The organism is Vibrio sp. SG41-7 (genome assembly GCF_014164465.1).
Classification (GTDB): Bacteria; Pseudomonadota; Gammaproteobacteria; order Enterobacterales; family Vibrionaceae; genus Vibrio; species Vibrio splendidus.
The window spans coordinates 1-24,570 of record NZ_JACJFF010000012.1; the positions used below are offsets into that span (position 1 = coordinate 1).

General features: G+C 45.6%; 25 protein-coding genes and 1 pseudogene. 6 read left to right on the forward strand and 20 right to left on the reverse strand.

The window, feature by feature from the left end:
* Window positions 1–89, forward strand: a pseudogene (locus H5300_RS04990) (IS5/IS1182 family transposase); the annotation flags it as partial.
* 106 nt (window positions 90–195) lie between these two features.
* A complete protein-coding gene (locus H5300_RS04995) occupies window positions 196–369 on the forward strand; it encodes an HNH endonuclease (RefSeq protein WP_372208973.1) in 174 nt (57 codons plus the stop codon).
* Between the two features lie 270 nt (window positions 370–639).
* Here H5300_RS04995 and rlmJ read toward each other — a convergent pair whose 3' ends face one another.
* The 13 genes from rlmJ to H5300_RS05060 form a co-directional block, all read right to left on the reverse strand.
* Complete coding sequence (gene rlmJ / locus H5300_RS05000) at window positions 640–1,506, reverse strand: 23S rRNA (adenine(2030)-N(6))-methyltransferase RlmJ (protein WP_017077084.1); 867 nt, start codon at window positions 1,504–1,506, stop codon at window positions 640–642.
* A gap of 201 nt (window positions 1,507–1,707) precedes the next feature.
* Window positions 1,708–2,646 carry a protein translocase subunit SecF gene (secF, locus tag H5300_RS05005; RefSeq protein WP_182795553.1) on the reverse strand — a complete coding sequence of 313 codons (939 nt, stop codon included), beginning with the start codon at window positions 2,644–2,646 and terminating at the stop codon, window positions 1,708–1,710.
* 2 nt (window positions 2,647–2,648) lie between these two features.
* Entirely contained in the window at window positions 2,649–4,448 is a 1,800-nt protein-coding gene (secD, locus tag H5300_RS05010) for a protein translocase subunit SecD (RefSeq protein ID WP_004732670.1), read from the reverse strand.
* A 274-nt stretch (window positions 4,449–4,722) separates the two neighbouring features.
* Window positions 4,723–5,205 carry a hypothetical protein gene (locus H5300_RS05015; protein ID WP_029221919.1) on the reverse strand — a complete coding sequence of 161 codons (483 nt, stop codon included), beginning with the start codon at window positions 5,203–5,205 and terminating at the stop codon, window positions 4,723–4,725.
* A gap of 299 nt (window positions 5,206–5,504) precedes the next feature.
* On the reverse strand, window positions 5,505–8,285 hold the full coding sequence (locus H5300_RS05020) for a pitrilysin family protein (RefSeq protein WP_182795554.1): 2,781 nt from the start codon (window positions 8,283–8,285) through the stop codon (window positions 5,505–5,507).
* Window positions 8,286–8,522: 237 nt separating this feature from the next.
* On the reverse strand, window positions 8,523–9,389 hold the full coding sequence (locus tag H5300_RS05025; RefSeq protein WP_182795555.1) for a LytTR family DNA-binding domain-containing protein: 867 nt from the start codon (window positions 9,387–9,389) through the stop codon (window positions 8,523–8,525).
* 72 nt (window positions 9,390–9,461) lie between these two features.
* Window positions 9,462–10,496 carry a sensor histidine kinase gene (locus tag H5300_RS05030; RefSeq protein WP_182795556.1) on the reverse strand — a complete coding sequence of 345 codons (1,035 nt, stop codon included), beginning with the start codon at window positions 10,494–10,496 and terminating at the stop codon, window positions 9,462–9,464.
* A complete protein-coding gene (locus H5300_RS05035; RefSeq protein WP_182795557.1) occupies window positions 10,496–11,788 on the reverse strand; it encodes a hypothetical protein in 1,293 nt (430 codons plus the stop codon). Before H5300_RS05035 ends, H5300_RS05030 begins: the two co-directional genes overlap by 1 nt.
* 9 nt (window positions 11,789–11,797) lie before the next feature.
* Entirely contained in the window at window positions 11,798–12,598 is an 801-nt protein-coding gene (locus tag H5300_RS05040; protein WP_182795558.1) for an outer membrane lipoprotein-sorting protein, read from the reverse strand.
* Window positions 12,591–13,889 (reverse strand): FtsX-like permease family protein, encoded by a 1,299-nt coding sequence (locus H5300_RS05045; RefSeq protein ID WP_182795559.1) that lies wholly within the window; start codon window positions 13,887–13,889, stop codon window positions 12,591–12,593. The genes H5300_RS05040 and H5300_RS05045 overlap by 8 nt, the downstream gene beginning before the upstream one ends.
* The gene (locus tag H5300_RS05050) at window positions 13,877–14,575 is read right to left on the reverse strand and encodes an ABC transporter ATP-binding protein (RefSeq protein WP_182795560.1); all 699 of its coding nucleotides are present in this window, start codon (window positions 14,573–14,575) and stop codon (window positions 13,877–13,879) included. The genes H5300_RS05045 and H5300_RS05050 overlap by 13 nt, the downstream gene beginning before the upstream one ends.
* Window positions 14,576–14,661: 86 nt before the next feature.
* Entirely contained in the window at window positions 14,662–15,342 is a 681-nt protein-coding gene (locus tag H5300_RS05055; protein WP_182795561.1) for a hypothetical protein, read from the reverse strand.
* Window positions 15,343–15,681: 339 nt separating this feature from the next.
* The gene (locus H5300_RS05060; RefSeq protein ID WP_004732652.1) at window positions 15,682–16,119 is read right to left on the reverse strand and encodes a carboxymuconolactone decarboxylase family protein; all 438 of its coding nucleotides are present in this window, start codon (window positions 16,117–16,119) and stop codon (window positions 15,682–15,684) included.
* Between the two features lie 127 nt (window positions 16,120–16,246).
* On the opposite strand from H5300_RS05060, the gene H5300_RS05065 reads away from it, so the two are divergent.
* Window positions 16,247–17,170, forward strand: coding sequence for a LysR family transcriptional regulator (locus H5300_RS05065; protein ID WP_102497146.1), 924 nt, complete (start codon window positions 16,247–16,249; stop codon window positions 17,168–17,170).
* 111 nt (window positions 17,171–17,281) lie between these two features.
* Here H5300_RS05065 and H5300_RS05070 read toward each other — a convergent pair whose 3' ends face one another.
* Window positions 17,282–18,175, reverse strand: coding sequence for a LysR family transcriptional regulator (locus tag H5300_RS05070; protein WP_108161234.1), 894 nt, complete (start codon window positions 18,173–18,175; stop codon window positions 17,282–17,284).
* A gap of 103 nt (window positions 18,176–18,278) precedes the next feature.
* On the opposite strand from H5300_RS05070, the gene H5300_RS05075 reads away from it, so the two are divergent.
* Both H5300_RS05075 and H5300_RS05080 read left to right on the forward strand, forming a co-directional pair.
* Window positions 18,279–19,190, forward strand: coding sequence for a DMT family transporter (locus H5300_RS05075; RefSeq protein WP_182795562.1), 912 nt, complete (start codon window positions 18,279–18,281; stop codon window positions 19,188–19,190).
* A 45-nt stretch (window positions 19,191–19,235) separates the two neighbouring features.
* The gene (locus H5300_RS05080) at window positions 19,236–19,595 is read left to right on the forward strand and encodes a nuclear transport factor 2 family protein (RefSeq protein ID WP_259397554.1); all 360 of its coding nucleotides are present in this window, start codon (window positions 19,236–19,238) and stop codon (window positions 19,593–19,595) included.
* A gap of 158 nt (window positions 19,596–19,753) precedes the next feature.
* On the opposite strand, the gene H5300_RS05085 is transcribed toward H5300_RS05080, so the two are convergent.
* Both H5300_RS05085 and H5300_RS05090 read right to left on the reverse strand, forming a co-directional pair.
* On the reverse strand, window positions 19,754–20,629 hold the full coding sequence (locus H5300_RS05085; RefSeq protein ID WP_182795563.1) for an NAD(P)-dependent oxidoreductase: 876 nt from the start codon (window positions 20,627–20,629) through the stop codon (window positions 19,754–19,756).
* 12 nt (window positions 20,630–20,641) lie between these two features.
* A complete protein-coding gene (locus H5300_RS05090) occupies window positions 20,642–21,544 on the reverse strand; it encodes a LysR family transcriptional regulator (RefSeq protein ID WP_182795564.1) in 903 nt (300 codons plus the stop codon).
* 84 nt (window positions 21,545–21,628) lie between these two features.
* Here H5300_RS05090 and H5300_RS05095 point away from each other — a divergent pair, with 84 nt between their 5' ends.
* A complete protein-coding gene (locus tag H5300_RS05095; RefSeq protein WP_017084971.1) occupies window positions 21,629–21,880 on the forward strand; it encodes a DUF2798 domain-containing protein in 252 nt (83 codons plus the stop codon).
* 165 nt (window positions 21,881–22,045) lie between these two features.
* Here H5300_RS05095 and H5300_RS05100 read toward each other — a convergent pair whose 3' ends face one another.
* The 4 genes from H5300_RS05100 to phhA form a co-directional block, all read right to left on the reverse strand.
* Window positions 22,046–22,762 (reverse strand): YebC/PmpR family DNA-binding transcriptional regulator, encoded by a 717-nt coding sequence (locus H5300_RS05100; RefSeq protein WP_004732617.1) that lies wholly within the window; start codon window positions 22,760–22,762, stop codon window positions 22,046–22,048.
* Window positions 22,763–22,858: 96 nt separating this feature from the next.
* The gene (locus H5300_RS05105; protein ID WP_004732615.1) at window positions 22,859–23,068 is read right to left on the reverse strand and encodes a DUF3283 family protein; all 210 of its coding nucleotides are present in this window, start codon (window positions 23,066–23,068) and stop codon (window positions 22,859–22,861) included.
* A gap of 285 nt (window positions 23,069–23,353) precedes the next feature.
* Window positions 23,354–23,692, reverse strand: coding sequence for a 4a-hydroxytetrahydrobiopterin dehydratase (locus tag H5300_RS05110; protein WP_017084970.1), 339 nt, complete (start codon window positions 23,690–23,692; stop codon window positions 23,354–23,356).
* Window positions 23,682–24,476 (reverse strand): phenylalanine 4-monooxygenase, encoded by a 795-nt coding sequence (gene phhA, locus H5300_RS05115; protein ID WP_182795565.1) that lies wholly within the window; start codon window positions 24,474–24,476, stop codon window positions 23,682–23,684. Before phhA ends, H5300_RS05110 begins: the two co-directional genes overlap by 11 nt.
* Window positions 24,477–24,570 lie beyond the last annotated feature (94 nt).

The following is a 24,570-nucleotide window of genomic DNA, read 5'->3' on the forward strand; positions in this document are numbered from 1 at the left end:
TTTCAAGTAGATATGACAAACTAGAAAGGAATTATGCCAGCATGTTATCGCTGGCATTCATGTTAATGTGGCTACCGATGTATTGTTGAACGCGAAATGTACAGCAAAGATCAACACGCCCTAGTAACTTAGAGCGAAGGCTACAAAATAATATCACCCCTCATCAGTAAATTTTAATATCAATATAACGTACTAATATATTCCCAATCAGCACTCACTCTTAAAAACAACAACGGCGCTGATTGCCCCGAAAATGTGATTGCACTTTGTCCGACTTGTCATCGTGAAGCGCACTACTCAGTGGGAGCTGCCGATTTCAATGCAAAACTCATCGAGAAAGCACTAAAAATTGAAGAGCAACTGTTGTAAAAATTTCCGACAGGCAAAAGAAAGGCTCGCATGACTAGTGCGAGCCTTATGCAGTTTAGGGGGTAAACCACAATCTAGTTTAATCTTAAGATTAATTATTTAACTTATGAGCCATTATGCACTTGTGCGCATTGATATTCTATTTTTAAATGATTCACTGCAATTAATCAATCGATAAAAGTTAGCGTTTGGTCAATTTAAACCACATAAATAACAGTGATTTAGTGAACGACGTCTAGAAAATCATCATAAAATCCATAGAAATCAGATTTATAGACTTCTCATTTGCCAATACCCTTCACCATTGGTCGCGAGTTGGCTGTGTAAATAATCAAGCGTATCCGCGACCGTTCCAGCAATGCCTTGTGGTGGATTGAACAACAGTAAACCACTACCGATCAGGCGATCATCCCCCTTAGGATCACGAAGGCGAAGCTCCGACTTAATCGGACTTGGCAGCAAACCATCTTTCACTGCGGTCACACAGTGGTTCAAAATCAGTGAGCTCTTGTCATCCGTGTAGAGCGGGTACCAAATTAGTGCAGATACCTTCTCAGATTGCTGATACGCCTTAACTAAGGCATCGATCACCGCGAGATATTCTGAATCGGTTTCATAGGGTGGGTCGATAACAATCAGATGGTGGTTGTCATGTTTAGCAACGTCATCAGGTAACGCTTTAAGCCCATCACCTGCGCTAATCGTAAGCTTGCTTGAAATATCTAAGTTACATTGTAACTTCTCAATATTGGTTTGCAGTAAATCAGCTTCATCTTGCTGAATGTCTGAAAAATAGAAACTATCTTGGCTGCGACCTTGTTGGTAAGTGATGGCGGCAGAACCCGGATACAAAGAGATAAGTTGATTCGGATTGTAGTATTCCAGTACCGACATAAAAGAAGCGAATGCCGGAGGAAGATAAGCCTTATTACGCCACAAGTACCCGACCCCTTCAGCAAACTCACCGGCGTGATTACTTGGTGCGGTAGTTAGGTCATAACACCCTGTACCTGAGTGCGTGTCGATAACATTGAGGCGTGAATGCTGCTGCATTAATGACTGAACAAGTGCACTCAATACTGGATGCTTCAGTGCATCACCATGGTCGCCTACATGACATTGATGTCGATATTCCATTCCCTTGCCTCATTTCTACTAACGTCATCTAAACATACTTCATATCATGAGGGCTTGCCTGCTCAATCCATCGTTTTTTGAAATAGGCTCTCTTTTCTGTAACTGTTTGACTCTTATAAAAAATAAAGCCCCTCGTTTTGTTATAAACGAAGGGCTTTATTGACGTTACTGACTAAGTCGTCCTGTGAACGAATAGATAACCTAAGGGTACTCGCCCTCAACTTCTACTGGCGCTTTCACTTGGTAGTGACAAGGCTGTAAGCCAAGTAACTTAGGCAGTGTGATGCCGACAGATACTGAAGACCACGTACCGCTGACAATACCAACCACGAGTGCAATAGCGAAACCTTGCAGCGCAGCGCCACCCAGTAGCCAAAGCGCTGATACGGTAATTAGCGTTGTTCCTGAAGTCACCATGGTGCGTGAGAAGGTCGCTTTAACCGATTCATTGAGCAGGTTATCAGTATCACCGTTTGGGTTGCCGCGCAGCATTTCGCGTACACGGTCGGCGATGATGATCGAGTCATTCAATGAGTAACCGAGAATCGCTAGCACGGCCGCCAATACGGTCAGGTTGAACTCAAACTGAGTAAAAGCGAACAGACCCAAGATAAGCGTCACATCATAGATGATCGCGGCAAGCGCACCCAGAGCCAAACGCCATTCAAACCGTACACTCAGGTACAGCATAATCATTAGGAAACACACCAATACCGCCAAGCCACCTTGGTCAACCATGTCTTGACCCACTTGAGGGCCAACCACGCTGCTGTTAAGCACTTTTACTTGGTCACTTACCGATGACAAAGCATCCACTAAGTTTGGCTGTGGGGCGTCTGTCAGTTGGCTGTAACGAATAGTCCAGCGATCCTGTTCTGCCATACCGACTACTTGAACGTCTTGTTGGAAAGCCTTGTCGAGCTTGGTTTTTAACGCATCTTTGGTTACTTGATCAGAGAGTTGAACCTCGGCAACCACACCGCCAGTAAAGTCCAAACCCCAGTTAAAACCTTTCACTGCCACCAGCATCACAGAGCTCATGAACAGCACAATAGAAATCACAGACATCACCTTACGAAGGCGAGTCATATTGCTATTTGAAAAATAGCGGTCTGAAATAGTCATTTTTGAAGTACTCATGCTTAAATCCTTACATCGTGGCGTTGGTCACGCCCCCAAACCAAATTGATGATTGCTCGTGAAGCAAAAATGCCCGTAAACATACTGGTTAGAAGACCTAAGCCCAGTGTCAGAGCGAAGCCCTGAATCGGTCCATTACCAATGGTATATAGAGCCACAGCAACGATCATGGTAGTGACGTTAGCATCGAAAATTGACGAGAATGCGCTATCGAAACCACGATCGATAGAGCTAGCAAAGCTGCGTCCTTCTTTCATCTTGTCTCGAATACGCTCGAAGATAAGCACGTTGGTGTCCACCGCCATACCGACGGTCAGTACCAAGCCCGCAATACCCGGCAGAGTTAATACCGCACCCGGTAGCAGCGCAATCAAACCAAACAATGTGGTCATGTTAACCACCAATGCACAGTTCGCGACCCAACCTAAGCGGCGGTACCATAGCGCCATAAACGTTAGCGTAAGGCCAAGACCAAGTGCTAAAGCAGCAAAGCCGTTAGTTACATTTTCAGCACCCAAAGATGGGCCAATAGTACGTTCTTCAATGATGGTCACAGGCGCTGTCAATGACCCCGCACGCAACAGTAATGCAAGCTCTTGTGCGTCTGCCAAGCTGCCTGCGCCAGTGATTCTGAAGCGGCTACCCAGTTGAGATTGGATGTTTGCCACACTAATCACTTCACTGTCTTGCTTGCTGTTGCCCGCTCTATCACGGCTGTATTCGCTGTACACCGTTGCCATTGGCTTACCGATGTTATGACGTGAGAACTCGGACATTTTCTTACCACCAGAAGAATCCAGCGTAATGTTGACTTCTGCACTGCCCATCTCACCAATGCCACTGCGAGCATCAATAATGTGCTCGCCACTCAACACTGCCTTGCGGTCGACGACCACACGGTTGCCGTCTGAATCTTTCAGGGTTTGAGTACTGCGAGTGGCATTGTCGTACACCGAATAGAACGCCAATGAAGCAGTAGCACCAATCACGTCTTTCGCAGCTGCAGGGTCTTGTACACCCGGCAACTCGATACGGATACGGCTTTCACCTTGGCGTTGAATCGATGCCTCCGTGATGCCTAGCTCTTCAATACGGCTGCGCATGATTTGCAGGTTTTGTTGAACCGTAAGGTTGCGTAGCGTTCTTTGCTCTTCTTCAGACTGAGTTAACGTTAGCGACTTGTCTGAGCGGTTACGTAGCCATTGTGGGAACTCTTGACGAATCAGCTTCTGGGCTTTTTCGAAATCGGCGTCGGTACGGAAATCAAACTGAACTTGGTTGTTCACCACTTTACCGCGGGCATAACGCACTTCGCTGGTGATCTCGTCGACCATCGCTTGAGCTTGCGCGTGATAAACTGGCTCCATATCCACTTCTAATAAGAACTGCACACCACCACGTAAATCAAGGCCTAACTGAATCGGCGCAAAACCCATGTCAGTTAGCCATTTAGGTGCTGCGGGTTCCATCGCTAGCGCAACGGTCGCGTTATCCAATAGACGCTCATTCAGCACCTCTTTGGCTTTCGCTTGTTGTTCAGCGTCTTCTAAGATCACGACTAAACGTTTGTCTTTTTGAAATGCCGATTTAGCTTGGATGCCTTCGCTCGCAAGGTATTGAGTAATTTGAGTCGCATCGATTGTCTGCTCAGAGCGATTGCTGATTTGAACCGATGCATTCTCGCCATACCAAGAAGGTAAAGCACTCAGAACCATGATGATAATGGTGGCGATAAGCACCGCGTATTTCCACTTTGAATAGTGGTTGATTTGTTTTCTTGGAATGCGTTTTTTCACAGTCAAGATCTCTTCTTTTTACCAATCACCGTAAATACGAGCTCAAAAATAGCACCGGAAAAAAGCAGTGAACGAGCGTTTTAACCAGCTAGGATGACCAGTTATTTACTACGATTGGTATAACTAATGTTTTGCGAACACGATCGATAGCTGAAACCAGAACAAGCTGATTGAACGGTAGTGATGCTAAAGCTGATGTCGCTATGTTTGTGTTGGTTAATTGGCGAGTTCAACAGGCACGCGAGGCGACCATCGATACGACCAATTTAGGGTCAAACGATTAGCTAAGAAGTTCTCGGAAATGCGAGTATTGGATGTTGCCCTCTTTCCACCCCGAAAGCCGGGAAGACGGAGAACTCACAATACTGGTCCAGTGCAGCTTGGAATCCAACAACGGCGTGTTGAAGAGCAGGGAAGCCAGTATTGAGGGGGGAGAGAAGTCAATCAGTAAATGATAAGCTGGCTCAAGATCGGCCACGCTTTCTTGCTCGTTACTGAGCATACGTCTGAAGTTTGCAGCTTGGAGGCTCGACTCTGTGTCGTGATAGTTGGAACTGTCACCAGAAGGATCGGTGCCAAACTGAGCTTTGTTGCACTCAAAGTAGCTCGACGGGTTATCCGTAGCGGCTTGTTTACACTGTTTTATCGAGGAAGATTGTTCATTCTGTGAAGATTGCTCTTGAGCCGAGTATATTTGAAATGGCTTAGAAGGGAACGAATAGCCGTTAGAGTTCACTAAGCCAAAGCTCAGTAAAAACAACATTAAGACTAATCGGGTACCTAATTTAAGCAATCTAATATCCAAACAACATTCTCGTAGATCGTCAATCTACAATACAAATGAAACGCTGTCTTGATTTAAAACATTTTTTTAGAAAATGATACGATGCAACCGATTAGGCACTCACGGCATTTAGATTTATATACCTCAAAAAGAGCTCAACAAAGCTTGGTGCATAGATATTATGAATGGTGTAAAAACAAGAAAGCCAAGCGATGCGCGCTTGGCTTTGGGTTAAGTGTTTCTGTCTGCTTTAGGCTTTAGGCTTTAGGCTTTAGGCTTTAGGCTTTAGGACGCATGATGTTCTTAACCTTACGGCTATTTTCACCAAAGATGCGTTGGACAAGTTGATTCATGTCTTCACGAGAAATTGAGTTAACCGTCGCTTTCACGTTAAACAAGGCTTCTACACCATAGTCGTGCAAAAGATAACGAGACACGAACCATGCTTGATCAACAACACTAGTATCTAAAGGCGTAAAGTCCGCTTCTAGTTGCTTGCCTGCCGCTCTAATCTCATCATTTGATACGCCCTTCAGAAGGTCTCCAATCACTTTATCAATCGCGACCTCTATCTTATCGGCATTTTTAGGGTCGATCAGCGCACCAATAAACCAGTCATGGCTTGTATCACCATCTTGCGATACACAGTAAGCATAAGGTGAGTAATCTAGACTTAAATCTTCACGTATGTACGCGTCTAAACGAGTAACAAGCAGGCGTTGCAGCATGTCTTCCATAAAGATATCTTTCGCCGTTTGCCCTCTTACTATTCCAGTTTGCTCGGAAGGCTCCGCAATGACTCTTAGCATGTACTCAGTGCTATTAGCCGTGTTGACCGACAAATCAATACGCGCTTTAGATGGGTGCTTGTACGCGACGTTAAAGTCAGGCACAACGGCTTTTTCCAATGGAATAGAAGCCAAGTACTGGCGAACCAGAGGTTTCAGTTCACTTGGATCAATGTCGCCCACAATAACCAGCTGATTATTTCGGAATTGACCAAACAACTGCTGATGGACGCTCTTTATCTCTTCAACAGAAACCGTTTCCACACTTTTACTATCGAGCAACACATGATCACTGTCCGCTTGATAGGTATTTTGGTTCATTGCATATCCGAACTGACCAGTAGGGCTTGCTAAGTAAGAATCTCGATTTTGAATGAATTCTTGCTTAACCGCCTCCAGTTGCTCTGGCGATACCTTGACTGATGTAACGATCGCGTTGAGTGCAGCAAAAGTTTCCGCTAAGCCATTACTGGTAAGCTTAAATTCGACGCCATGGTGAGTAAAATCGATAAACGGATAAACCTGAATATCTTCACGATCCAAATGCGCATTAAGCTCCGTTCCTGAAAAACTGCCAACACCACTTCTACCGATAGCAGCAAGAGCTAACTCTGACGCTGGATATAACTTAGGATCGAGTGCTGCCATACCACCTAAGCTTGTGTAATAAATACCTATGTCATCGCCTGCAAGATAGTCACGCATATACCACATATCGATACCATTGCTAAGCGTCCACTTTTGAACATATGGGTCTACATACATCTGTTCCACTAACTCAATATCGCCTTGCGAACTAGGAACAGCAAAAGCACTGCTGGTCACCGAAAACAACGGTTTGGCACCCTTTTCGCTATAAGTTGCTTTCAAGCTCTCGATGGCTTGGGTAACCGCAACTTTATCTTCACTTTCATTCATACCAACCACTACGAAATAGTCGCTAGAAAGCAAAGCCTTAATATTGGCATTAATCACATCAAGATCGAGATTTGCGACAAACTCTTCAAGGCTCGCTTCATAGTCTCGTTGTGATTGCACGATTTGTTCGTTCACTAAAGCCGTCGCTTTCTGGTTAGCGTGCTGTACGCTGTCCATATTGTCCCAATCGATCTCAACATTATCGAGTAAGTCTTGATAATAATGCTGTTCGCTAATTATCTCATTTTCAGAGACGCCATAATCACGCAGAGATGCCAATGTGGCGATTAGCTCCTTTTGAGTCACCTCACGAGCGCCGACAGGAAAGCCAACATCCACCAATGAATAGCGCTGATATTCCATAGAATAATGTTTGGAACTTATCCATTGAGTTGGCAAAGCCGCATCATTGAACTTGGTATTAAGTCGCTGCCTGATCAGTTGCTGTACTGTCTCATCAAGCCAAAGTTGATGCTGTTGCGCGCGAGTGTCTACCGCACTTGCCCCTCGGTTGATCATCAAAGAGATACTTGGCGCTTCCGATTCTGCATACTCAATATAGTCACCTTCATTAAAGGTGGTAATTCTTTGTTTTACTGGCTTGGGAGTTTGTCCACGCTGCCAATCTGAAAACTTCTGTTCAATTAATGGAATGACGGTTTTTGTGTCAATGTCACCGGAGACAATCACCTCAACGTTCTGAGGTTGATACCAAGTCTGATAAAAGTTATTTAGCCCTTGGGAAGTCGCGCTGAGTACAGACTCTTTAGTACCAAGTGCATCTTGGCCTTCATACTGGCCACCCTCAATGAAGTGGTCTAAAAACTGTTCTGCGAATGGCTTGTCGTCTAAGCGTGCATAACGGAACTCACCAAGAATCACACCTTTCTCTTTTTCAACTTCTGAGCTTGATAGGTCCAGAGCATCACCAATGTCACGCATCCACGTCAGGGCTGACTGTAATTGGACATTGTCAGGTAAATCTAATTGATACACAGTTTCTTGATAAGAAGTGTAGGCATTGATATCAGCACCAAAGCTAGCGCCTGCATCTTCGAATAGACGAATCACGTCATTTTGAGAGAAATTTTTACTGCCATTGAATGCCATGTGCTCCAAAAAGTGCGCATAACCTTCTTGTTGGTCAGTCTCTTGGAACGAACCCGCGTGCACAACTAAACGAACAGATACGGATTCTTCATGATCTGGATAAACATGGTAGGTAAGGCCATTTTCTAGTTGGCCTGATGTCCATGCCGGATCCGGCTGGATTAAGGTTTCGGTGATACTTGATGTTGAACTACAGCCAACCAAGGTGAGGCATACAGCCGCCGCTAAATAATATGTTTTCATAACAACCTCTTAATGTCATTCATCGACAATATACAGATTGAGTTAACGATTATTATTTAATATTGAACCGGATGAGTATCTTTGTGATCTAGATCTTTATTTTATAAATCACTATACGTTATGTAAGATCGACTGTGCTCGTTTAAAGCAGCGTTTTGATAGAGCCTAATACATCCATTTAAACTCGTTGACTACATCCTTTTAAAATCAATAGCTACATACATTTAAGCTAGTTCTCTACATCCCCTTAAACAACGCTTGCGAAGCACGGCTGATCGGTAGCTTCTCGCCTGACACATAAGCCGACATCTGACCTGAGAGCCCTTTCTTCACCTTATCAATGGCCGACACTTTAACCACCACCGAGCGATGGATCTGCCAAAACTCATCAGGATTGAGCTGGGCAATCAACTCTTTTAGCGACACGCGAAGAATATACTCCTCTAGCGAACTGCCTTGGCCTTTTTTGAATATAGACACGTACTTGTCTTCCGCTTTGAAGTAAGCCACATCATCGACTGCGATTAAGTGAATGTCCTCTCCAACGCTAGCCTTGAGCCACGTTAGATGTTTCTTCTGCTGTTGATAAAGGGGCTGCGATAGATAAGGAGGCTGCGTTTGCTGGGAAGACGATTGTGATAACTGTTGAAGCTGAGCCATTAACGCTGTGATATCGGGCTGTACTGAGGTGTCACCAGGCTGTTTTTGACGGCTTAACAAACGCGCTTGCACCTTCTGACATGTGGCCAGTAAGCGTTCTTCATTGATTGGCTTAAGTAGATAATCCATCGCATTGTGCTCAAAAGCTTTGACCGCGTATTCGTCATAAGCCGTAATAAACACAATCAATGGCGGTGAATCTAGCTTGTTCAATTGTTTCGCGAGCGAGATACCATCTAGCTCTGGCATTCGAATATCGAGAAAAGCCACGTCGGGCTTAAGCTGCCGAATACTCTGCATTGCCTCCAAACCGTTTTGTGCCTTGCTGACGATTTCTAGCTCAGGCCAAACCTCAGCAAGGCTCTTGTCTAAGTGATGCCTTAACAGTGCTTCATCGTCTGCGATTATCGCCGTTACGCTCGGCTGTACTGCTGGGTTGTTCATGGTTAGTCCTTTAAATTCACACTGTAAATCGTCTATTTTTCGTCACTGCTCAGTGTTTTCTGGTCTGTAATTCTAGGCAGCTACGTTAGTCAGCGGTAACAAGATCGTCGAGACTACCCCGCCTTCAGCGTGTTCAGTAATCGTGAGGCTCGCCTTATCACCATACAGGGTTTCGATTCTTTGACGAATATTGCTCAACCCAACACCGTGCCCCGTATTCGCAGAAGGCGTTTTCAACCCAGCGCCATTATCAGCCACTTCAATTTTTAGCTGCTGGGCTTGTTGAGTAATACGAATATTCACTTGGCCACCCGCCGCTTTGGGTTCTATGCCATGCGTAAGTGCATTCTCGACCAAGGGTTGAATCAAGAACGGTGGAATCACCTGCAAATCGCTAATCTCGTGTATTTCAATCGAGAACGTTAAGCGCTCACCCAAACGTATCTTTTGGATATTAAGATAAGCGTCTAACAAGTCGACCTCTTGTGCGATGGTCGATTGCTCGGTGCGGCTGTTTTTCAAAGTCACGCGCAATAAGTCAGTCAGTTTTTCGAGCATCAACTTGGCTTTCGCGCTATCACTCTCAATCAACACATTGATGGTCGCAAGTGTGTTGAACAAGAAGTGCGGTTCAATTTGGCTTTGCAGTTGCTTAAGCTGACTGAGCACCACCACCTTTTCTTGATCGGCCTGACGACGCTTGGCCACTTCCAATTCGTTATCGGCGCGTAGTTGTTGCTCTCGTGTATAGAAGTAGTAATAGCAAACCGAACAGAAGATCACACCGAGCAAGACTACGGATTTAAGGTCCGAGATATTGGCTCCAAAATATCCGTTCAACCAATAGTGCGCGTTCAAGGTACCAAAGGTCATCGCAATCACCATTGAGATCCCTACATCAAACACCTTTGATTTCCTCTTAAACACCTCAACCAAGATAAAAGAAGAACCCACCGCACTGTAGCCAAAACCAAAGCTTATCGCGAGATTGACCACAAGACCACCGCCCCAAATTGTCTGTGTGGTGATGGCGATAACGAAACAAAACAGAGTGGTCAGCGTAAAGCTTTTAATCCATGGAAACTTACTGTTTGAAAAAGTGTTCATTAAAATCGTCCTTTGATATTTAAAAGAATCATATGGCTATCGGATAAGTTGGCGTAAGCAGAATCACTTTTACCGCCTAGAAAGCGTGCAGCAAGTTCCAAATCCAACGATGAATGGCCATTATCTAAAGCCTGATAGTTGAGCCACTGGGTCGCAATAAAGCCGCCGTCTTGAGGAGACAACATCACATCGAATGTTGGCGTGATATCTTCAAGCCAGCCATGTGTCGAATCCAGAGACCAATGAAACATGATGCTGTGTTGAACCAAATTGGCGTGTTGATAACCTTGCGCGTAAGAGCCTGCCAGTGATGCTGTCATCGGGTTAACTGACAAAGACTCGGCACTTTCTATTGCGCTTTGCCATTCAGAGTTGCTCCACGCTCGGCTATCAAACCAGTATTCCAGAACGACATTATGGCCAGTGTCATTGGCCCATGTTAATCCTGCCAACGCTTGATAAGCCTCGCCCTGCTCTTCAAGATAAACTGGTTTAAGCATTGAATTAGGCTGACTGTAGCCAAGGCTTTGTCGTTGATAGACAACCGAGCCATGAAACTCCCACGCGAGGTTCAACACCGACACTAAACTCGCCCCAAGTAAACCATGGCGTACATCGTCGTAATAGGCGACCCATTGATATTCGTGATCGCCTACTAGATTGTAACGACGCACCCCAAAGCCTTGTTGCTGGTTCTGCTTTTCGAACTCATTCACGTCCTGAGAAGTCCATGACGAATCGCTGTAAAGCAGTGTCCATTCGCCCGTCATATCAAACAGTGACGCCGAGGCAACACCTGCGCCCTCTTCTGCGACAATGCCCACTGGATTTTGTCGATAAGGCTTGATGATGTCTAAAGGTCGGTAGCCATAGCCTACGCCCCAATCAAGGCGAACCTTGCCCAGCGTGACATCAAGATAATGGTCACCGAACGCTGAATTCGACAGCTCAACCCCACCTTGCCAGAACAACTCACGCACAATAAATTCCGATTCAAAGCTCGCCTCTTGCCCTTGAGGGTTGTTGCTCAGAATATCGTTGGCTTTCACTGCAAACAGGCCAAGCCAATTCCCATAGCCAACCTCTAGATCCAACAAACCATTGAGTGACTGACGATTGTCAGGTGCTAAAGGGCTAAATGGTGACTCTCTCGATTCAACCGACTCAGCGCTCAATTGCCAATCCCACGCCAAGCTCAGATCGTCCGCTTGAATCGTGTTACTCACACAAGACAAAGCAAGCAAAGTAGCGATTGAAGACTTGATGTGGAATCGGCGATTGGAAGCTTTCATGACGCTCACCTACAGCCCAGACACGCTGTTACGCGATAAGTAAGCAGGGTTGTAGTATTTGTCTGCCAAGCTTTGTTCAATCACTTCGCGATACTCAATCACGGTTTTCTTACTTGGCTGTATCTTATCGAGCAAGGTCATCGACACCACTGTTGGTAATCCATCACGCACGCCTTCAGTAAACCACGCTTGTTTCGCCAGTTTTCCAGAACGCAGATACAGATCCGCTTTAACTGGAAACGCTCGGTCTGTCGTTAACCACAGATCAATCGATTGATAGCTGGCACCCTTGGTTTTCGCCATTAGCTTTAGGTGATGGGTATCGAGCGTCTCGCCACTTGGCATCTCAACTCGTTGCTCAGCAACCCACTCACCTTGGTAATCTTCGCTCCAAGTGAGCGTCGAGATGTCCCCCACCGAGGCTTCACCCAATAGCTTTTGCATCGGTGTGATACGAATTGGTCGGCGAGATTTCGGCATCAGTAGCCAATAGTTGTCTTCAATCATCAGCATCTTTTGCCCAGCCTCGACCGCCGACTTGAACACGACCAACGACTCTCGATTTGGTCTTGTATAGACGTTGTATTCACGGGTTTTGTCCAGTTGCTCGTCTTGATACAACGCCACCAAAGACACTACCTTAGAGGCTTGTGCGCTGTTCAACCGGTAGCTATCTGCCTTGGCGATCATCTCTGTGACTTGTTGTGAATCGACTGCCCAGCTTGGCGCCGATGCTAGAAGCGAAGCCAAAACAGAGCCCAACGCGAAAGCCAAACCCAAGGTATTGAATGAACGAGTTAATCTAGACATAAACCAGTGCCTCCGTGATTGGCTTATTCACGCCTTTGCGAGCAGAGAAATAAGCAGCCAGCAAACATATCGTCAGCACACCCAAAGTGGCGTAACCAACCAATTCCAATGAGAAGTAAATGTTGAGTGGGTAGCCCTCGGTTCGACCCGGAGGTGGTGGCATTTGTATATCAACCACCAGCAATAACACCGACACTAAGCCACTCACTAACGCACCGATCGCACTGCCAATCACCGCCAGCAATCCCGCCTCTTTTAAGAAGCCTGCGACGATTTCAGAAGGGTAACTACCAAGAGCCGACAAGGTGCCAATTTCACGAGTGCGCTCAGTCACCGACATGGTCATGGTGTTAAACAGCGACACAAACACCACCAATGCCATCACCGCGCCCATGATGCCGAAGATCCGGTCGTAAAGATCTTTAACCTTGGTGTAGAAAAACGCGCGATCTTGCCATGGAGTGATCTCGATCTCTGTGCCTTGATCGCTTTGGCTCACACTATTTCGATCTAAAGCTGTTTGGATACGCTGTTGAACGGTCGAGGTCTTGCTTGTCTCAAATAGGAACACCGACAAGGTGCTGACTTTGTCTGAGGCCAAAAGCTCTTGGGCTGTGGTGATGTGTACGTAAAGCTGACGCTTATCCAACTCAGGAACCCCTGTCGAATAAATACCCTGCACCTTAAAATCAAAAGCGTTCAAAGCACCGTCACTGGTGGTCGCGAGCAGTGTTACCCAATCGCCAACGGCAACTTTGAGGTTACGAGCAAGGTCAGTTCCCAGCATCACTTGAGGCTCTTGGCTGTCGTATCTTGGGGATTTCACATCCGACAGGGTTTGCCCGCTGCGCACATCAAGGAAAGGTCCTTTCATATCGAACTCACGCTCATTCACACCCGTCCCCATAAAAATGGTCGATTTGCTGCCGTTAGAAACCAAGCCACTAAAATAGACTCGCGGCTGCACACCACGCACTTCACTATCTCCAATGATGCTCTTGGTTAGCGCTTGAACGTTGTCCAGACCATTGCTCAGCGGCATGTCTTCGTCTTGTTCAAAATAACCCGGTGTGCTCAAAGTAAGATGACCAGTATCGCGCGCGGTTGATTCACGCAGAGATTCATAGGTGTAAAGCCCGTAACCACCGGCACTGGTGAGTGCGAAAACCGCAATCGCGATGATCAACACCGAAAGCAAGCTACGACGACCGTTTCTTAATAAGTTAAGCCAAGCCAAACGCATCGAAGTTGGAAGTAAAAACGTGCTCATTCTTTGTGTTAACTTGCCCATGAGATAGCCTCCGTTGCTGTGACTTGTGGCACCAGTTGGCCGTCGATAAGTTCAATTACTCTGTCACAACGGTGCGCCATTCTTGGGTCATGCGTTGCGACAATGAAAGTCGTGCCCATTTCGTGGCCGAGCTCTTTCATAATGTCGATCACTAGGTTGGCGGTGTGGCTGTCTAGGCTGGCGGTCGGCTCATCGGCAATCACTAAGCTTGGGTTGTGGATCAGTGCTCTGGCTATTGCGACACGTTGCTGCTGACCACCAGAAAGATTGTCTGGGCGGTGATGAACGTAATCCCCTAGCCCAACACGCTCTAACATCTCTTGCGCTCTGCTCTGCTGTTCTTGCTTAGAGCATTGGTTCAGCATCAATGGATAAGCGATGTTCTCAAGCGCCGTCATCACAGGAACCAGATTGAAACGCTGAAACACAAACCCCAACGACTGACGACGAAAACGTGCAGCGGCGATTTGCTCTGTCGGATAAGGTTTGCCGTCAATATTGATCTGCCCTCGGTAGTCCATGTCCAACAAACCCAAAATATTCAAAAGTGTGCTTTTCCCTGAACCCGACGGGCCACATAACGCCACCATTTCACCGCGTTGGATATGTCCATCGACCCCGTTTAATGCATCAACACGTTGACCGCCCGTGACATACGCTTTGCCGATATTTTTAAATTCAATCATTCCCTTGTCCTCTGATTACCCATCATTCTTAAGCGTTCGCTGTTGTTAATAAGCTTAAGTAAACCGCTATTTAGCATTCGCAGCTGTTACTTGGCTTTCGCTATTAGGGCTTTAGCCGTCATTGTCTCGATGTTGCCAGCATCAGCAGTTTCCATTTGTTCTAGCCACACCTGTGCTTGCTTGAAGTCTTCAGCACGAATCGAAGCGGTAATGGCGTAACGGTAAATCCACGAGGTCGCAGCGAAATGCTGTTGTTGGAAATCATCTTCCGCGAGTAACGAGAGGAACAGGTCATAACCACGATCGAAATGGTTAAACATGTCTGGCAGAGAGGTGTAAGTAACGGCGGCCATTGCGCGAGTCAGGTAAGAATCTGGTAGCCCTTGAACACGAGGTTGCTCATGAATTGGTTGGTCTTCGTCTTTCAACAGCACCAGTGATTTATTAATGGTGGATAAGCCCTTTTCCACATACTTCATCTTGTTCCAAGGTAAGAACGCATCACGCCCCATCAGGGTTTCTGTGCTGCCTAGATAAACCAAAGTCAGTGGCGTAGCACCATTTTGTTGTAACGTGTCATTCAGGCGTTCATACGCTACTTCAACCAAGTCTTCATTGCCTTGCGCGGCTTGATTATAGATATCGAGCACGTCAGAGCTTGGGTTAGCCAAAGCTAATGACGGTGCAAAAGAAACAAGCGCAATCAGCAATGAACGCTTAAGCAGAGAAGTGGTAGAGCCTGAATTAAATGAGTGTGAAGTAGTCATGATTTCTAATCCCTTTCAAATGTTGACGTTGAAAGGTTAACTAGAATTTGTCGTGCAGTTTTATCAATGCGACGAATGGTAATTACGAGGAGTGAATGGTTGAGTTGAGGTGTGAATGGGGAACAGAAGTCTAGAGAGAATAAAGAGCTTGTTTACGGCAACAAGCGATATCCAGAAAACAGATAAATCAGGACGCAAGTCAGTTGTCGATTAAAGGCTTTTGAATCCTAATGCCAACTACAAATCACGAAGAATCGACCTAAATAAGAAGATTACAAGCTCAAAGAGCCTGTAACCTTTTGACATTATAGTGATATAGATTTGCTCTGCTTTTAGTTTTTATCCATGGGTCATCTTTGTTGCAAGTGCAAATCGATTCCAAGCATTAATCATGATTATTTGCATCATAGACTGTGCGAGTAACTCTTCTCCTAATAGGCTTAGACATTGCTGATAAGTAGCATCCGAAACCCCCGCATTCGAAATCAGCGTCATTTCATCCGTTAGGGTCAAGATGGCCCGCTCAGTGTCACTAAATAATGGTGACTCTTGCCATGCTGAAAGAGCAAACAGTTTCTGCTGTGAAATATCGATCTTAAATGCTTCATCTGTGTGCATTTGAATACAGTAAGCACATTTGTTGATAATAGATGCTCTGATTTTGATCATCTCTTTTAGCTCACTAGATAACTCCACGTCAGATAAATAACCTTCGATAGACAGCATTGCATTTAAAGCGTCAGGTTGAACTTGCGCGAGATCGATACGTTTTAACATTTGGGCACCCTAATTTGATTGATGGATATCGCTATCAATGCGACAACGTTATTGTGCACAATTCGAAATATAAGCAGAATACACATATTATATGAATCAGTTATGCACAAAACGCAAAGGTGAGCATGTGTTAGATCTAATCAAAATATTTGACCAAGTCGTGGAATCTGGAAGTTTTTCTAAGGCAGCTCAGGCTCTCAATATGGCTCCATCTTCGGTCGCAAGAAATATAGATAACCTCGAAAGTAAGATTAAATCTTCGCTTTTTAAACGCAGTACACGACAGTTAATACTGACTGAAGAAGGTCAATATTTTTACCAAAAATCAGCCAAAATCTTACAAGATAGCAATAGCCTTTTAGAAGAAATGCAAGGAAATCAAGGTATTCCAGAAGGGTTACTGCGAGTTTCGGTTTTTGAAAGCTTTGGTAATTTGTGTCTTACTCCATTAATTCCAGAGTTCCTTGAGCGATACCCTAAGATACAAGTTGAGTTAGAGCTGGATAACAACGTGGTCGATTTAAATAGTGAGAATATTGATGTCGCTATCCGCATTGGTACACCACAAGACAGTCGACTCAAAGCTCGTCACCTACTCACAAATAACACATCATTGGTTGCAGCTCCGTCGTATATTGAAAAGTACGGAACTATCGATAAACCCGAAGAGTTACAAGATCACAACTGTTTGTTGATAAGCCATGAACGGCAAAGAAACTATTGGTACTTTAAGAAGAGTGCAGTTAACAAAAAAGTGCTAGTCACAGGCAATTTGATATCAAAAGGTGGCTCACCTCTTTTACATGCCGCACTTAACGGGGTTGGCGTGCTTTTGTTGTCTGACTGGATGTTAAAGCCGTACTTGGAAAATGGACAGCTACGGGAGTTACTTCCTCAGTGGACATCAATGCACAATGAGCAAGGGAGTGGTGAAATATTCGCTATATATAAAAATACTCAATACCCAAGACCTCATATCCGTTTGTTTATTAATTTCTTAGTTGAGAAGTTAGAACCTTTGAAGCGCGTTCATCAATGCGACGAATGGTAATAACAAGGCGTGAATGGTTGAGTTAGGGCGTGAGGTGAGGAAAAACCACGAGTAGTGCAAAGAATAAAAAGGCTAGGTACGCCTAAAGCCTCTTATCAACTTCATAAACTTTTAACGATCATTGAGCGAATCTGCAAGGAAATCGATAAACAATCGTAGTTTGAGTGGCATTGGATCTCGCTCAGGGAACAATGCATAGACATTTTTCTCTGGCATCAGATAGCTAGGTAGCAAGGGCAGCAATTCCCCAGACTGAATGGGTGCATTAGCAATAAAGTCGGGAAGCCTAGCGATCCCAAGCCCTGCCATAGTCGCACACAGTAATGCTTCGCTGTTGTTGACTCGGTAATTGCCTTTCACTACAACGCTGGTCACCTGATCTTGGTGACCAAAAAACCACTCGGCGCTCTCAGATGTATGACGATAGAGCAAAGCGTTGTGTGCACTGAGTTCGCAGATCTCGGTTGGGATCGACAAACCATTCTCATCAAAATACGTAGGCGAGGCGCAGATAACGCTACGGACGCTGGTTAACCGCTTCGCCACTAAACTCGAGTCATTTAAATCCCCAGCTCGAATCGCAACGTCATATCCTCCTTCGACAATATCGACGTAACCATCGTCCATCGTCATGTCGATGTGAATATGAGGGTAGCGTTTAAGAAATTGTGGGATGAGAGGGGCCAATATCAGACGACCAAAAGACATTGGTGCACTAACCCGCAATGTGCCAATTGCCTGATTTTGCTGACTGGTTGCTGCATCTTCAGCTTTTTGCAGCCAATAATTGGCTTTGGTGAGGTGATCATAAAACTGCTCACCCGATTCAGTAAGCGATACTTGGCGCGTAGTACGATGCAGCAAACGCACTCCAAGACTCGACTCTAGTTGGATCACCCGCTTGTTGACCGCCGAACGTGACACGCCCAGTTCACGCGCTGCGCCCGCAAAGCTCGATTGTTTTACCACCGCAAGGAAATAAGGAATAGCGTCTAAGTGCTGCATGATTGTCGCCAATTTGGATACAGTGTGGAGAGTGTAGAGCCTATTCTCTAATCAATCTAGGTCTTTTATGCTGATTTCATCGACTTCAACAATAGAGTAAGACATGAAATCACTGATAAAACCGGCAGCGGAAAAAAGGCACATTAATGGTATCGGTCGGCAATTCCAGTCTCCGCTATACGTGGTCAGCATTGGCAGTCTTGTCGCCGTGAATTTTGCGTTAGCCAAATATGCTGTGACCATTGGCATTCCACCGATTGATGTCGCGATTATACCGATGGCAGGTGCAGCTATATTGTTGATGACGTTATTGGTTATGCGAGGTCAGCTCAACCGAACGGCATTGGTGCATTACCGTTATTATCTTTGGGCTGGTTTACTGGGCGTCGCAATCCCTAATCTGGCGTCAACCTATGCCCTACAATCTCTTAATACCAGTACATTCAGTGTACTCGTCACTTTGTCGCCCATTTTTACCTTGTTATTCACCTTACCTTTTCAAGAATCCTCGTTAACCTGGCGAAAAGTACTCGGGATCATGGTTGGGGTCGTTGCCGCACTCTCTGTGACTTTGTCACCACAAATGAATACGTCATCTCCTTGGTCAGCACTGGCCATTGCGCTACTCGTACCCATATTTTTGGCTGCTGGCAATGTCTATCGCAGTCGCGCGTTCCCCCCTCTTGCCAATCCAATTGTTCTAGCCGCTGGCATGCTGACACTACAGAGCATGATATGGCTTCCGTTTACTCATGCGGTCGATGGTGAATTCATTCCAAACGGATCTGGCGTACTCGCGCTCATGGCAAGCTTATCAGCACTCAGTTACTTACTGACGTTTCGTTTTCAGCGAATCACCGATGGGCTGGGCTTTAGCCAAGTGGGAAATGTGGTGACCGTCGTCGGCGTTTCCATTGGGATCACGTGGTATGGCGAGCCATTAACGCTGCAATTGATCGCCGCCGTAATACTGTTGTTGATAAGCCTGTACTTATTTAATCACGCTAAATCTTAATCTCGTTCAGATCCAAATTAGTTCAAATTCAAAGGAGCAATTGCTATGTCACCATTAATCGAACAGACAAAACATCTATATCAAATCGTCGACCAAAAGGATGTCCACGCCCTAATGGCACTACTGCATGATGACGTGTCGTTTCATTTTTCGAACGCCGCACCAGTAGTAGGAAAGCCAGCTGTCGAAGCGGTAAACGCAGCGTTCTTTGGATCAATTGAATCAATGACACATACGTTTTCTGGGATCTACGTAAACGATGATACGGTTGCGTGTGAGGGGCAAGTGGATTACGTGCGCCTAAATGGCAGCGCGTATACCGCTAAGTTCGCGACTTTCTTATCTTTCAAGCAGGGGATAAAATCTTTGCGGATGTCTCTGAATTGTAATGCAGACAAACCTTAAGTAAGCATGTTTGCCCAATTGAGAGCATCAGAGCTAGCAATTTACCTATTCTTTTATATGAAGACTGGGAATTCACCAAAGCACAAACCAAAAAAAATAGCCGCTAGTGAGCGGCTATTTTTAATTATCTAAACGAAGTTTCTATTACTTCGATCTTTCTACTTCTTCGTCTCTTCAACCACAGCTTTCATCAATACTGATGTATCCATGCGGCCTTGTCCTTGGGCAGACAGTGCCTTGTATGCGTTGTTGGTCTTTTCAGTCAGTGGAAGTTGGATACCTTGGCGTTCAGCTTCATCTAGGCAGAAGCCTAAGTCTTTGATCATCCAATCAATGGCAAAGCCGAAATCGAACTTATCTTGCGCCATTGTGGTCGCGCGGTTTTCCATCTGCCATGAACCTGCTGCGCCGTTTTTAAGGCAATCAACCAGAGTTGGGATATCAAGTCCTGATTTCTCTGCAAGTACCAAGCCTTCAGATAAACCGTTCAATACACCCGCGATGCAGATCTGGTTAACCATTTTTGCGCGTTGGCCTTGGCCGACTTTACCCATTAGAACTGACGATTTTCCGTAAGCTTCGAACACAGGTTGAAGGTCGTTGAAAAGCGCTTGTTCGCCGCCACACATGATGGTTAACACGCCATTTTCTGCGCCCGCTTGGCCACCAGACACTGGTGCATCCATAAAGCGAACACCCGATTGCTTCGCAGCCACTTCAAGCTCTTCAGACAGAACTGCAGACGTTGTGGTGTGGTCGACAAGAATTGCGTTTGGCTTCATTGCTGCCAATGCGCCTGTTTCGCTGGTTGTCATGCTGCGCACGTCGTCATCGTTGCCCACACAAACTAATACCACGTCAGCTTCCGCGACACACTCAGCCACAGATTCTGCCGCTTTACCTTGGTGTTTATCAGCCCAGTCTAGCGCTTTGCTGTGAGTGCGGTTAAATACCGTTACTTCAAAACCGGCTTTGACTAGGTGGCCTGCCATTGGGAAGCCCATAACGCCTAGCCCGATAAAACTTACTTTCATTTCTTTCTCCTTTTATTTGACCAAGTCATCGCTATGAAAAGATCGAACACTCTCAATCAGTGCATCAATAAGCAGGGTCAAAGCCTTTGGCTGATATTTTCTTTCTTTGTACACTAAATACGCTTGGCGATCACCCCGATGATACTCAGGGAGCACTTGAATCAAATTCATCTCAGGGGATACATGACGAAAAGGCAATGAAGCGAGCCCCAAGCCTTTTTGCGCTGCGGCCGCCACCGCATGAATATCGTTGACGATGAACTTGGGTTTAATCGTGATCATCTGTTCTAAGCGGTCGAACTTGTAGAGCGGCATATCAAACACGTCGTCGACGTTAATCCAGTCTTGGAGCTCTAGGTCGTCCGGCTTTTCTATTGTTGCACGCGAATCCAAATATTCTTGGCTCGCATAAAACCCGTGTTTAGCTTTAAACAGCGGTCGAGCAATCATGCCTTCCATATCTGAGATCTTAAACGTGATCAGTAAGTCACGATCGGTCTGAGGAATAAGCTGCTGCTGGCTCAGGGTTAGGTCGAGCTGAACGTTCGGATATTGAGTGAGGAATTGCTCTACTGTTGACCGTAGAAAGCCACTATAGAAGTTATGAGGCACTGCGAGCTTTATCTTTCCTTGGATAGCGTCACGCTCTTCCAGCAAGCTATTAAAGCCTTGATGAATCGACTCCATGCCACTGCTCAGTGCAGCAAAGGCCGCCTCACCGTCTTTGGTGGCCACCAGCTCACGACCTTTCTTTTCTAAAAGCCGGACATTCAGGCGATCTTCCAATGCGGTTAACCGACGCGACATGGTCGACACAGGCAATTGCAGCCGTTTAGAGGCCGATAGCAAAGAGCCCTCTTCAACCACTGCACAGAATAAGAACAGATCATCAATGTTTCCAAATATGGAATTCATACTTCTATATGTGCCTATTTTTCTCACTAATGGATAGATGTAACCTTATCTCATCAACAACAGAAAATCACGGGAGAACACTGTATGAACAACAAACAATTTTGGGTAACCGCGATTTTATCCTCCCTGACCATGGCGACCATCATGTCTGGGTTAATTTCTGGCTACAAAATGGGATTCAGCCACGAATGGCCGCCAATCTGGCTGCAAAGCTTTTTGATTGCTTGGCCGTGTGCCATCACGCTCAACCTCACCGTGCTCCCTTTGATCAGAAAACTCTCAGCATGGATTTGTCGCCCGAGAACACTTTGCGTACCAGAGATCACGGAACGATGATCAAGGGCTTATGATCTAGAAGCTGCGATCAAAGCGCTACGATAAAAAAGCTATGTTCACAGATAAATGCCTGAATTACCCCCATAAAAAAACCGAGCACTAGGCTCGGTTTTTTGTATTCTACATTCTACTCACAAGAGCAAAGCTATCAATTATTGATTGATATTACAGCTCAGCGTTGTGGTAAACCTGCTGAACGTCATCACAGTCGTCAAGCATGTCTAAGAACTTCTGGAACTTCTCAGAATCTTCTTCAGCTACTGGCGTAGTTGTTTGAGGAACGAAAGTGATTTCCTCAACGTCTAGCGTTAGCTCTGGGAACGCAGTGTGTAGTGCTGTCTTCGTTTTGAAGAACTCAGTCGTTGGAGCGAATACAGTGATAACACCGTCTTCTAGCTCAACGTCAGTCACGTCTACGTCTTCCATCATTAGCGTTTCTAGGATGATCTCGTCATCTTCACCAGCAAACTGGAATACAGCTTGGTGAGCGAACATGTGAGAAACAGTGCCTTCAACACCGATTTTCGCGCCAGTTTTAACGAAACATTGGCGAACGTCTTGGAAAGTACGGTTACCGTTGTCAGTTAGACAGTCAACGATTACGCTTGTGCCACCTGGGCCAAAACCTTCGTAACGAGCGGGTTGGAAGTCTTCACCGCCGCCGCCGTTCGCTTTATCGATCGCTTTGTCGATAACGTGAGCGGGTACTTGGTCTTTCTTCGCTTTAGCAATCAGGTGCTTAAGAGGTAAGTTCATGTCTGGGTCAGAGCTGCCGTTCTTAGCCAGTACGTAAATCTCTTTACCGTATTTAGAATAAACTTTAATTTTTGCGCCTGCAGTTTTCGCCATTGAGGCCTTGCGCACTTCAAAACTTCTTCCCATCGGGATCTTCTCTCTGATTCAATTAACGGTGCAAATTCTAGCAAATTACTGCGTCATTTCAATTCAACAGCTTTGCTGGGTAAGGTTTGTCTGCGTTTATGCGACACCCATTACTCGTTTGTATTTTTCAACAGACTGATCAAACCAAGCCTTTTCTTCTGGATCACCTAGCTTCATTGCTTCTTCAACAATGGCTTCAGGGCCACATTTCGCTTGCTTCAGTTTCCATACAAGAAACGATGCTTGCTTATCCAGTTCGATTTTATTTTTCTCACTGGGTGGAAGGAGTGAAAGGTTGATAGACATTATTAGCCTTCGTCTGTAATACGCTTGGCCGAGAAATATATCATAGAGCAGCCTCATAAAACCAATACTATGAGCAATAGTGGGGGTTGTAGGACGAGAAAGCAGCAAGTCGCTGATGCAGGTCAAGCAACTTTGGGAGAAGTTACGCCCAATGATACGAAAGTATCGCTTATTCAACTCATACCATGAGCCGTTTAAGCGCTTATTCGACTCACCTTGTGAGCCGAATAATAAGATAATCACATCACAGAGGTTGGAAAAATGCCTCATCTAGACCAAAAAAGACTATTCACTCACGGCGAACACATCACAGCGTGAGGCGCAGATGAAATCATTTTTGTGTAGGCCTTTGATTGAGTGGCTCCACCAAGTGACGGTGACTTTGCCCCACTCCAATAAGATCGAAGGGTGATGGAATTCTTCTTCTGCCAACTCTGACACTTTATTGCTGAATGCCCATGCTTGTTTGTAGTTCTTAAACTTAAACACCTTCTCAAGTTGTGGGATGCCGTCTCTTTCGATGATCTGCCAATCAGACAACTCCAACAGTAAAGATTGTTGGTCATCTTTATTAAGAGAAATTGCATCGATACTGCAGGCTTCGCATTTTTGTTCATTCAACATGTGTTGGTTCCTTAGGTTCAAAAAGTGGTGGTAGTAATCCCTCGTCTATCGCGAGTTCAGCTTGCTGCAATAGGTTTTCCTGACTGATTTTGAAGAGCTCAGACAGCTCATCAATCACGTAATATTTCGGTTGTATGATGTCGATGCGATAAGGGGTTCTTAAAACCGTTTGCAGATCGAACCGCTCACGAACGGCCAAATCCCCTCCCAACGCATACATGGTTTCCGCCGGAGACGAAAGAATGCCACCGCCATAGATTTTCAGCCTATCGCCTTCTTTTACTAAACCGAACTCAACCGTAAACCAATACAAACGGGCAAGATACGCGCGCTGTTTAGGTGTGGCTGCTTGGCCTAGTTTTCCGTAATGCTCAGTGAATGTCGCAAAATCGGCATTGGTCAGCATGGCACAATGGCCGAAAATTTCATGAAAGAAATCAGGTTCTTGTAAGTAATCGAACTCATCTCGCGTTCTCAGAAATGTCGCCACTGGGAATTTCTTATTGGCGAGCAAATCAAAGAAACGATCGAAATCGATCAACGCAGGCACAGGCTGTACCTGCCAACCTGTTGTTTCCATTAGCACTTTGTTTATCTCTGGAAGCTGGGGAACTCTGTCTAATGGCAGATCCAGCAGGGTCAAACCGTGCAAATAGGCATCGCATGCGCGGTCATTAATTACGTCCAGTTGCCTTTTCACTAAGTCGTGCCAAATGGCGTCTTCTTCGAGGCTCCACTCAACCCATCCCTCTTGGCTCACGGGCTTAGAATGATATTGAGTCATTACACACCTCCTTTCGAATGTCTCCCTTTAAGCCTATCTCCACTCCTTATATCCGCCAATTTGCGCGATTTTTCGAAACAAGCGATCGTGTAAC

Coding starts and splice junctions, on each gene's coding strand:
- rlmJ (WP_017077084.1), bottom strand. CDS start 1,506: ATGGAATATCGACATCAATGTCATGTAGGCGACCATGGTGATGCACTG.
- secF (WP_182795553.1), bottom strand. CDS start 2,646: ATGAGTACTTCAAAAATGACTATTTCAGACCGCTATTTTTCAAATAGC.
- H5300_RS05015 (WP_029221919.1), bottom strand. CDS start 5,205: ATGTTGTTTTTACTGAGCTTTGGCTTAGTGAACTCTAACGGCTATTCG.
- H5300_RS05020 (WP_182795554.1), bottom strand. CDS start 8,285: ATGAAAACATATTATTTAGCGGCGGCTGTATGCCTCACCTTGGTTGGC.
- H5300_RS05025 (WP_182795555.1), bottom strand. CDS start 9,389: ATGAACAACCCAGCAGTACAGCCGAGCGTAACGGCGATAATCGCAGAC.
- H5300_RS05030 (WP_182795556.1), bottom strand. CDS start 10,496: ATGAACACTTTTTCAAACAGTAAGTTTCCATGGATTAAAAGCTTTACG.
- H5300_RS05035 (WP_182795557.1), bottom strand. CDS start 11,788: ATGAAAGCTTCCAATCGCCGATTCCACATCAAGTCTTCAATCGCTACT.
- H5300_RS05040 (WP_182795558.1), bottom strand. CDS start 12,598: ATGTCTAGATTAACTCGTTCATTCAATACCTTGGGTTTGGCTTTCGCG.
- H5300_RS05045 (WP_182795559.1), bottom strand. CDS start 13,889: ATGGGCAAGTTAACACAAAGAATGAGCACGTTTTTACTTCCAACTTCG.
- H5300_RS05050 (WP_182795560.1), bottom strand. CDS start 14,575: ATGATTGAATTTAAAAATATCGGCAAAGCGTATGTCACGGGCGGTCAA.
- H5300_RS05055 (WP_182795561.1), bottom strand. CDS start 15,342: ATGACTACTTCACACTCATTTAATTCAGGCTCTACCACTTCTCTGCTT.
- H5300_RS05060 (WP_004732652.1), bottom strand. CDS start 16,119: ATGTTAAAACGTATCGATCTCGCGCAAGTTCAACCTGACGCTTTAAAT.
- H5300_RS05070 (WP_108161234.1), bottom strand. CDS start 18,175: ATGCAGCACTTAGACGCTATTCCTTATTTCCTTGCGGTGGTAAAACAA.
- H5300_RS05075 (WP_182795562.1), top strand. CDS start 18,279: ATGAAATCACTGATAAAACCGGCAGCGGAAAAAAGGCACATTAATGGT.
- H5300_RS05080 (WP_259397554.1), top strand. CDS start 19,236: ATGTCACCATTAATCGAACAGACAAAACATCTATATCAAATCGTCGAC.
- H5300_RS05085 (WP_182795563.1), bottom strand. CDS start 20,629: ATGAAAGTAAGTTTTATCGGGCTAGGCGTTATGGGCTTCCCAATGGCA.
- H5300_RS05090 (WP_182795564.1), bottom strand. CDS start 21,544: ATGAATTCCATATTTGGAAACATTGATGATCTGTTCTTATTCTGTGCA.
- H5300_RS05095 (WP_017084971.1), top strand. CDS start 21,629: ATGAACAACAAACAATTTTGGGTAACCGCGATTTTATCCTCCCTGACC.
- H5300_RS05100 (WP_004732617.1), bottom strand. CDS start 22,762: ATGGGAAGAAGTTTTGAAGTGCGCAAGGCCTCAATGGCGAAAACTGCA.
- H5300_RS05105 (WP_004732615.1), bottom strand. CDS start 23,068: ATGTCTATCAACCTTTCACTCCTTCCACCCAGTGAGAAAAATAAAATC.
- H5300_RS05110 (WP_017084970.1), bottom strand. CDS start 23,692: ATGTTGAATGAACAAAAATGCGAAGCCTGCAGTATCGATGCAATTTCT.
- phhA (WP_182795565.1), bottom strand. CDS start 24,476: ATGACTCAATATCATTCTAAGCCCGTGAGCCAAGAGGGATGGGTTGAG.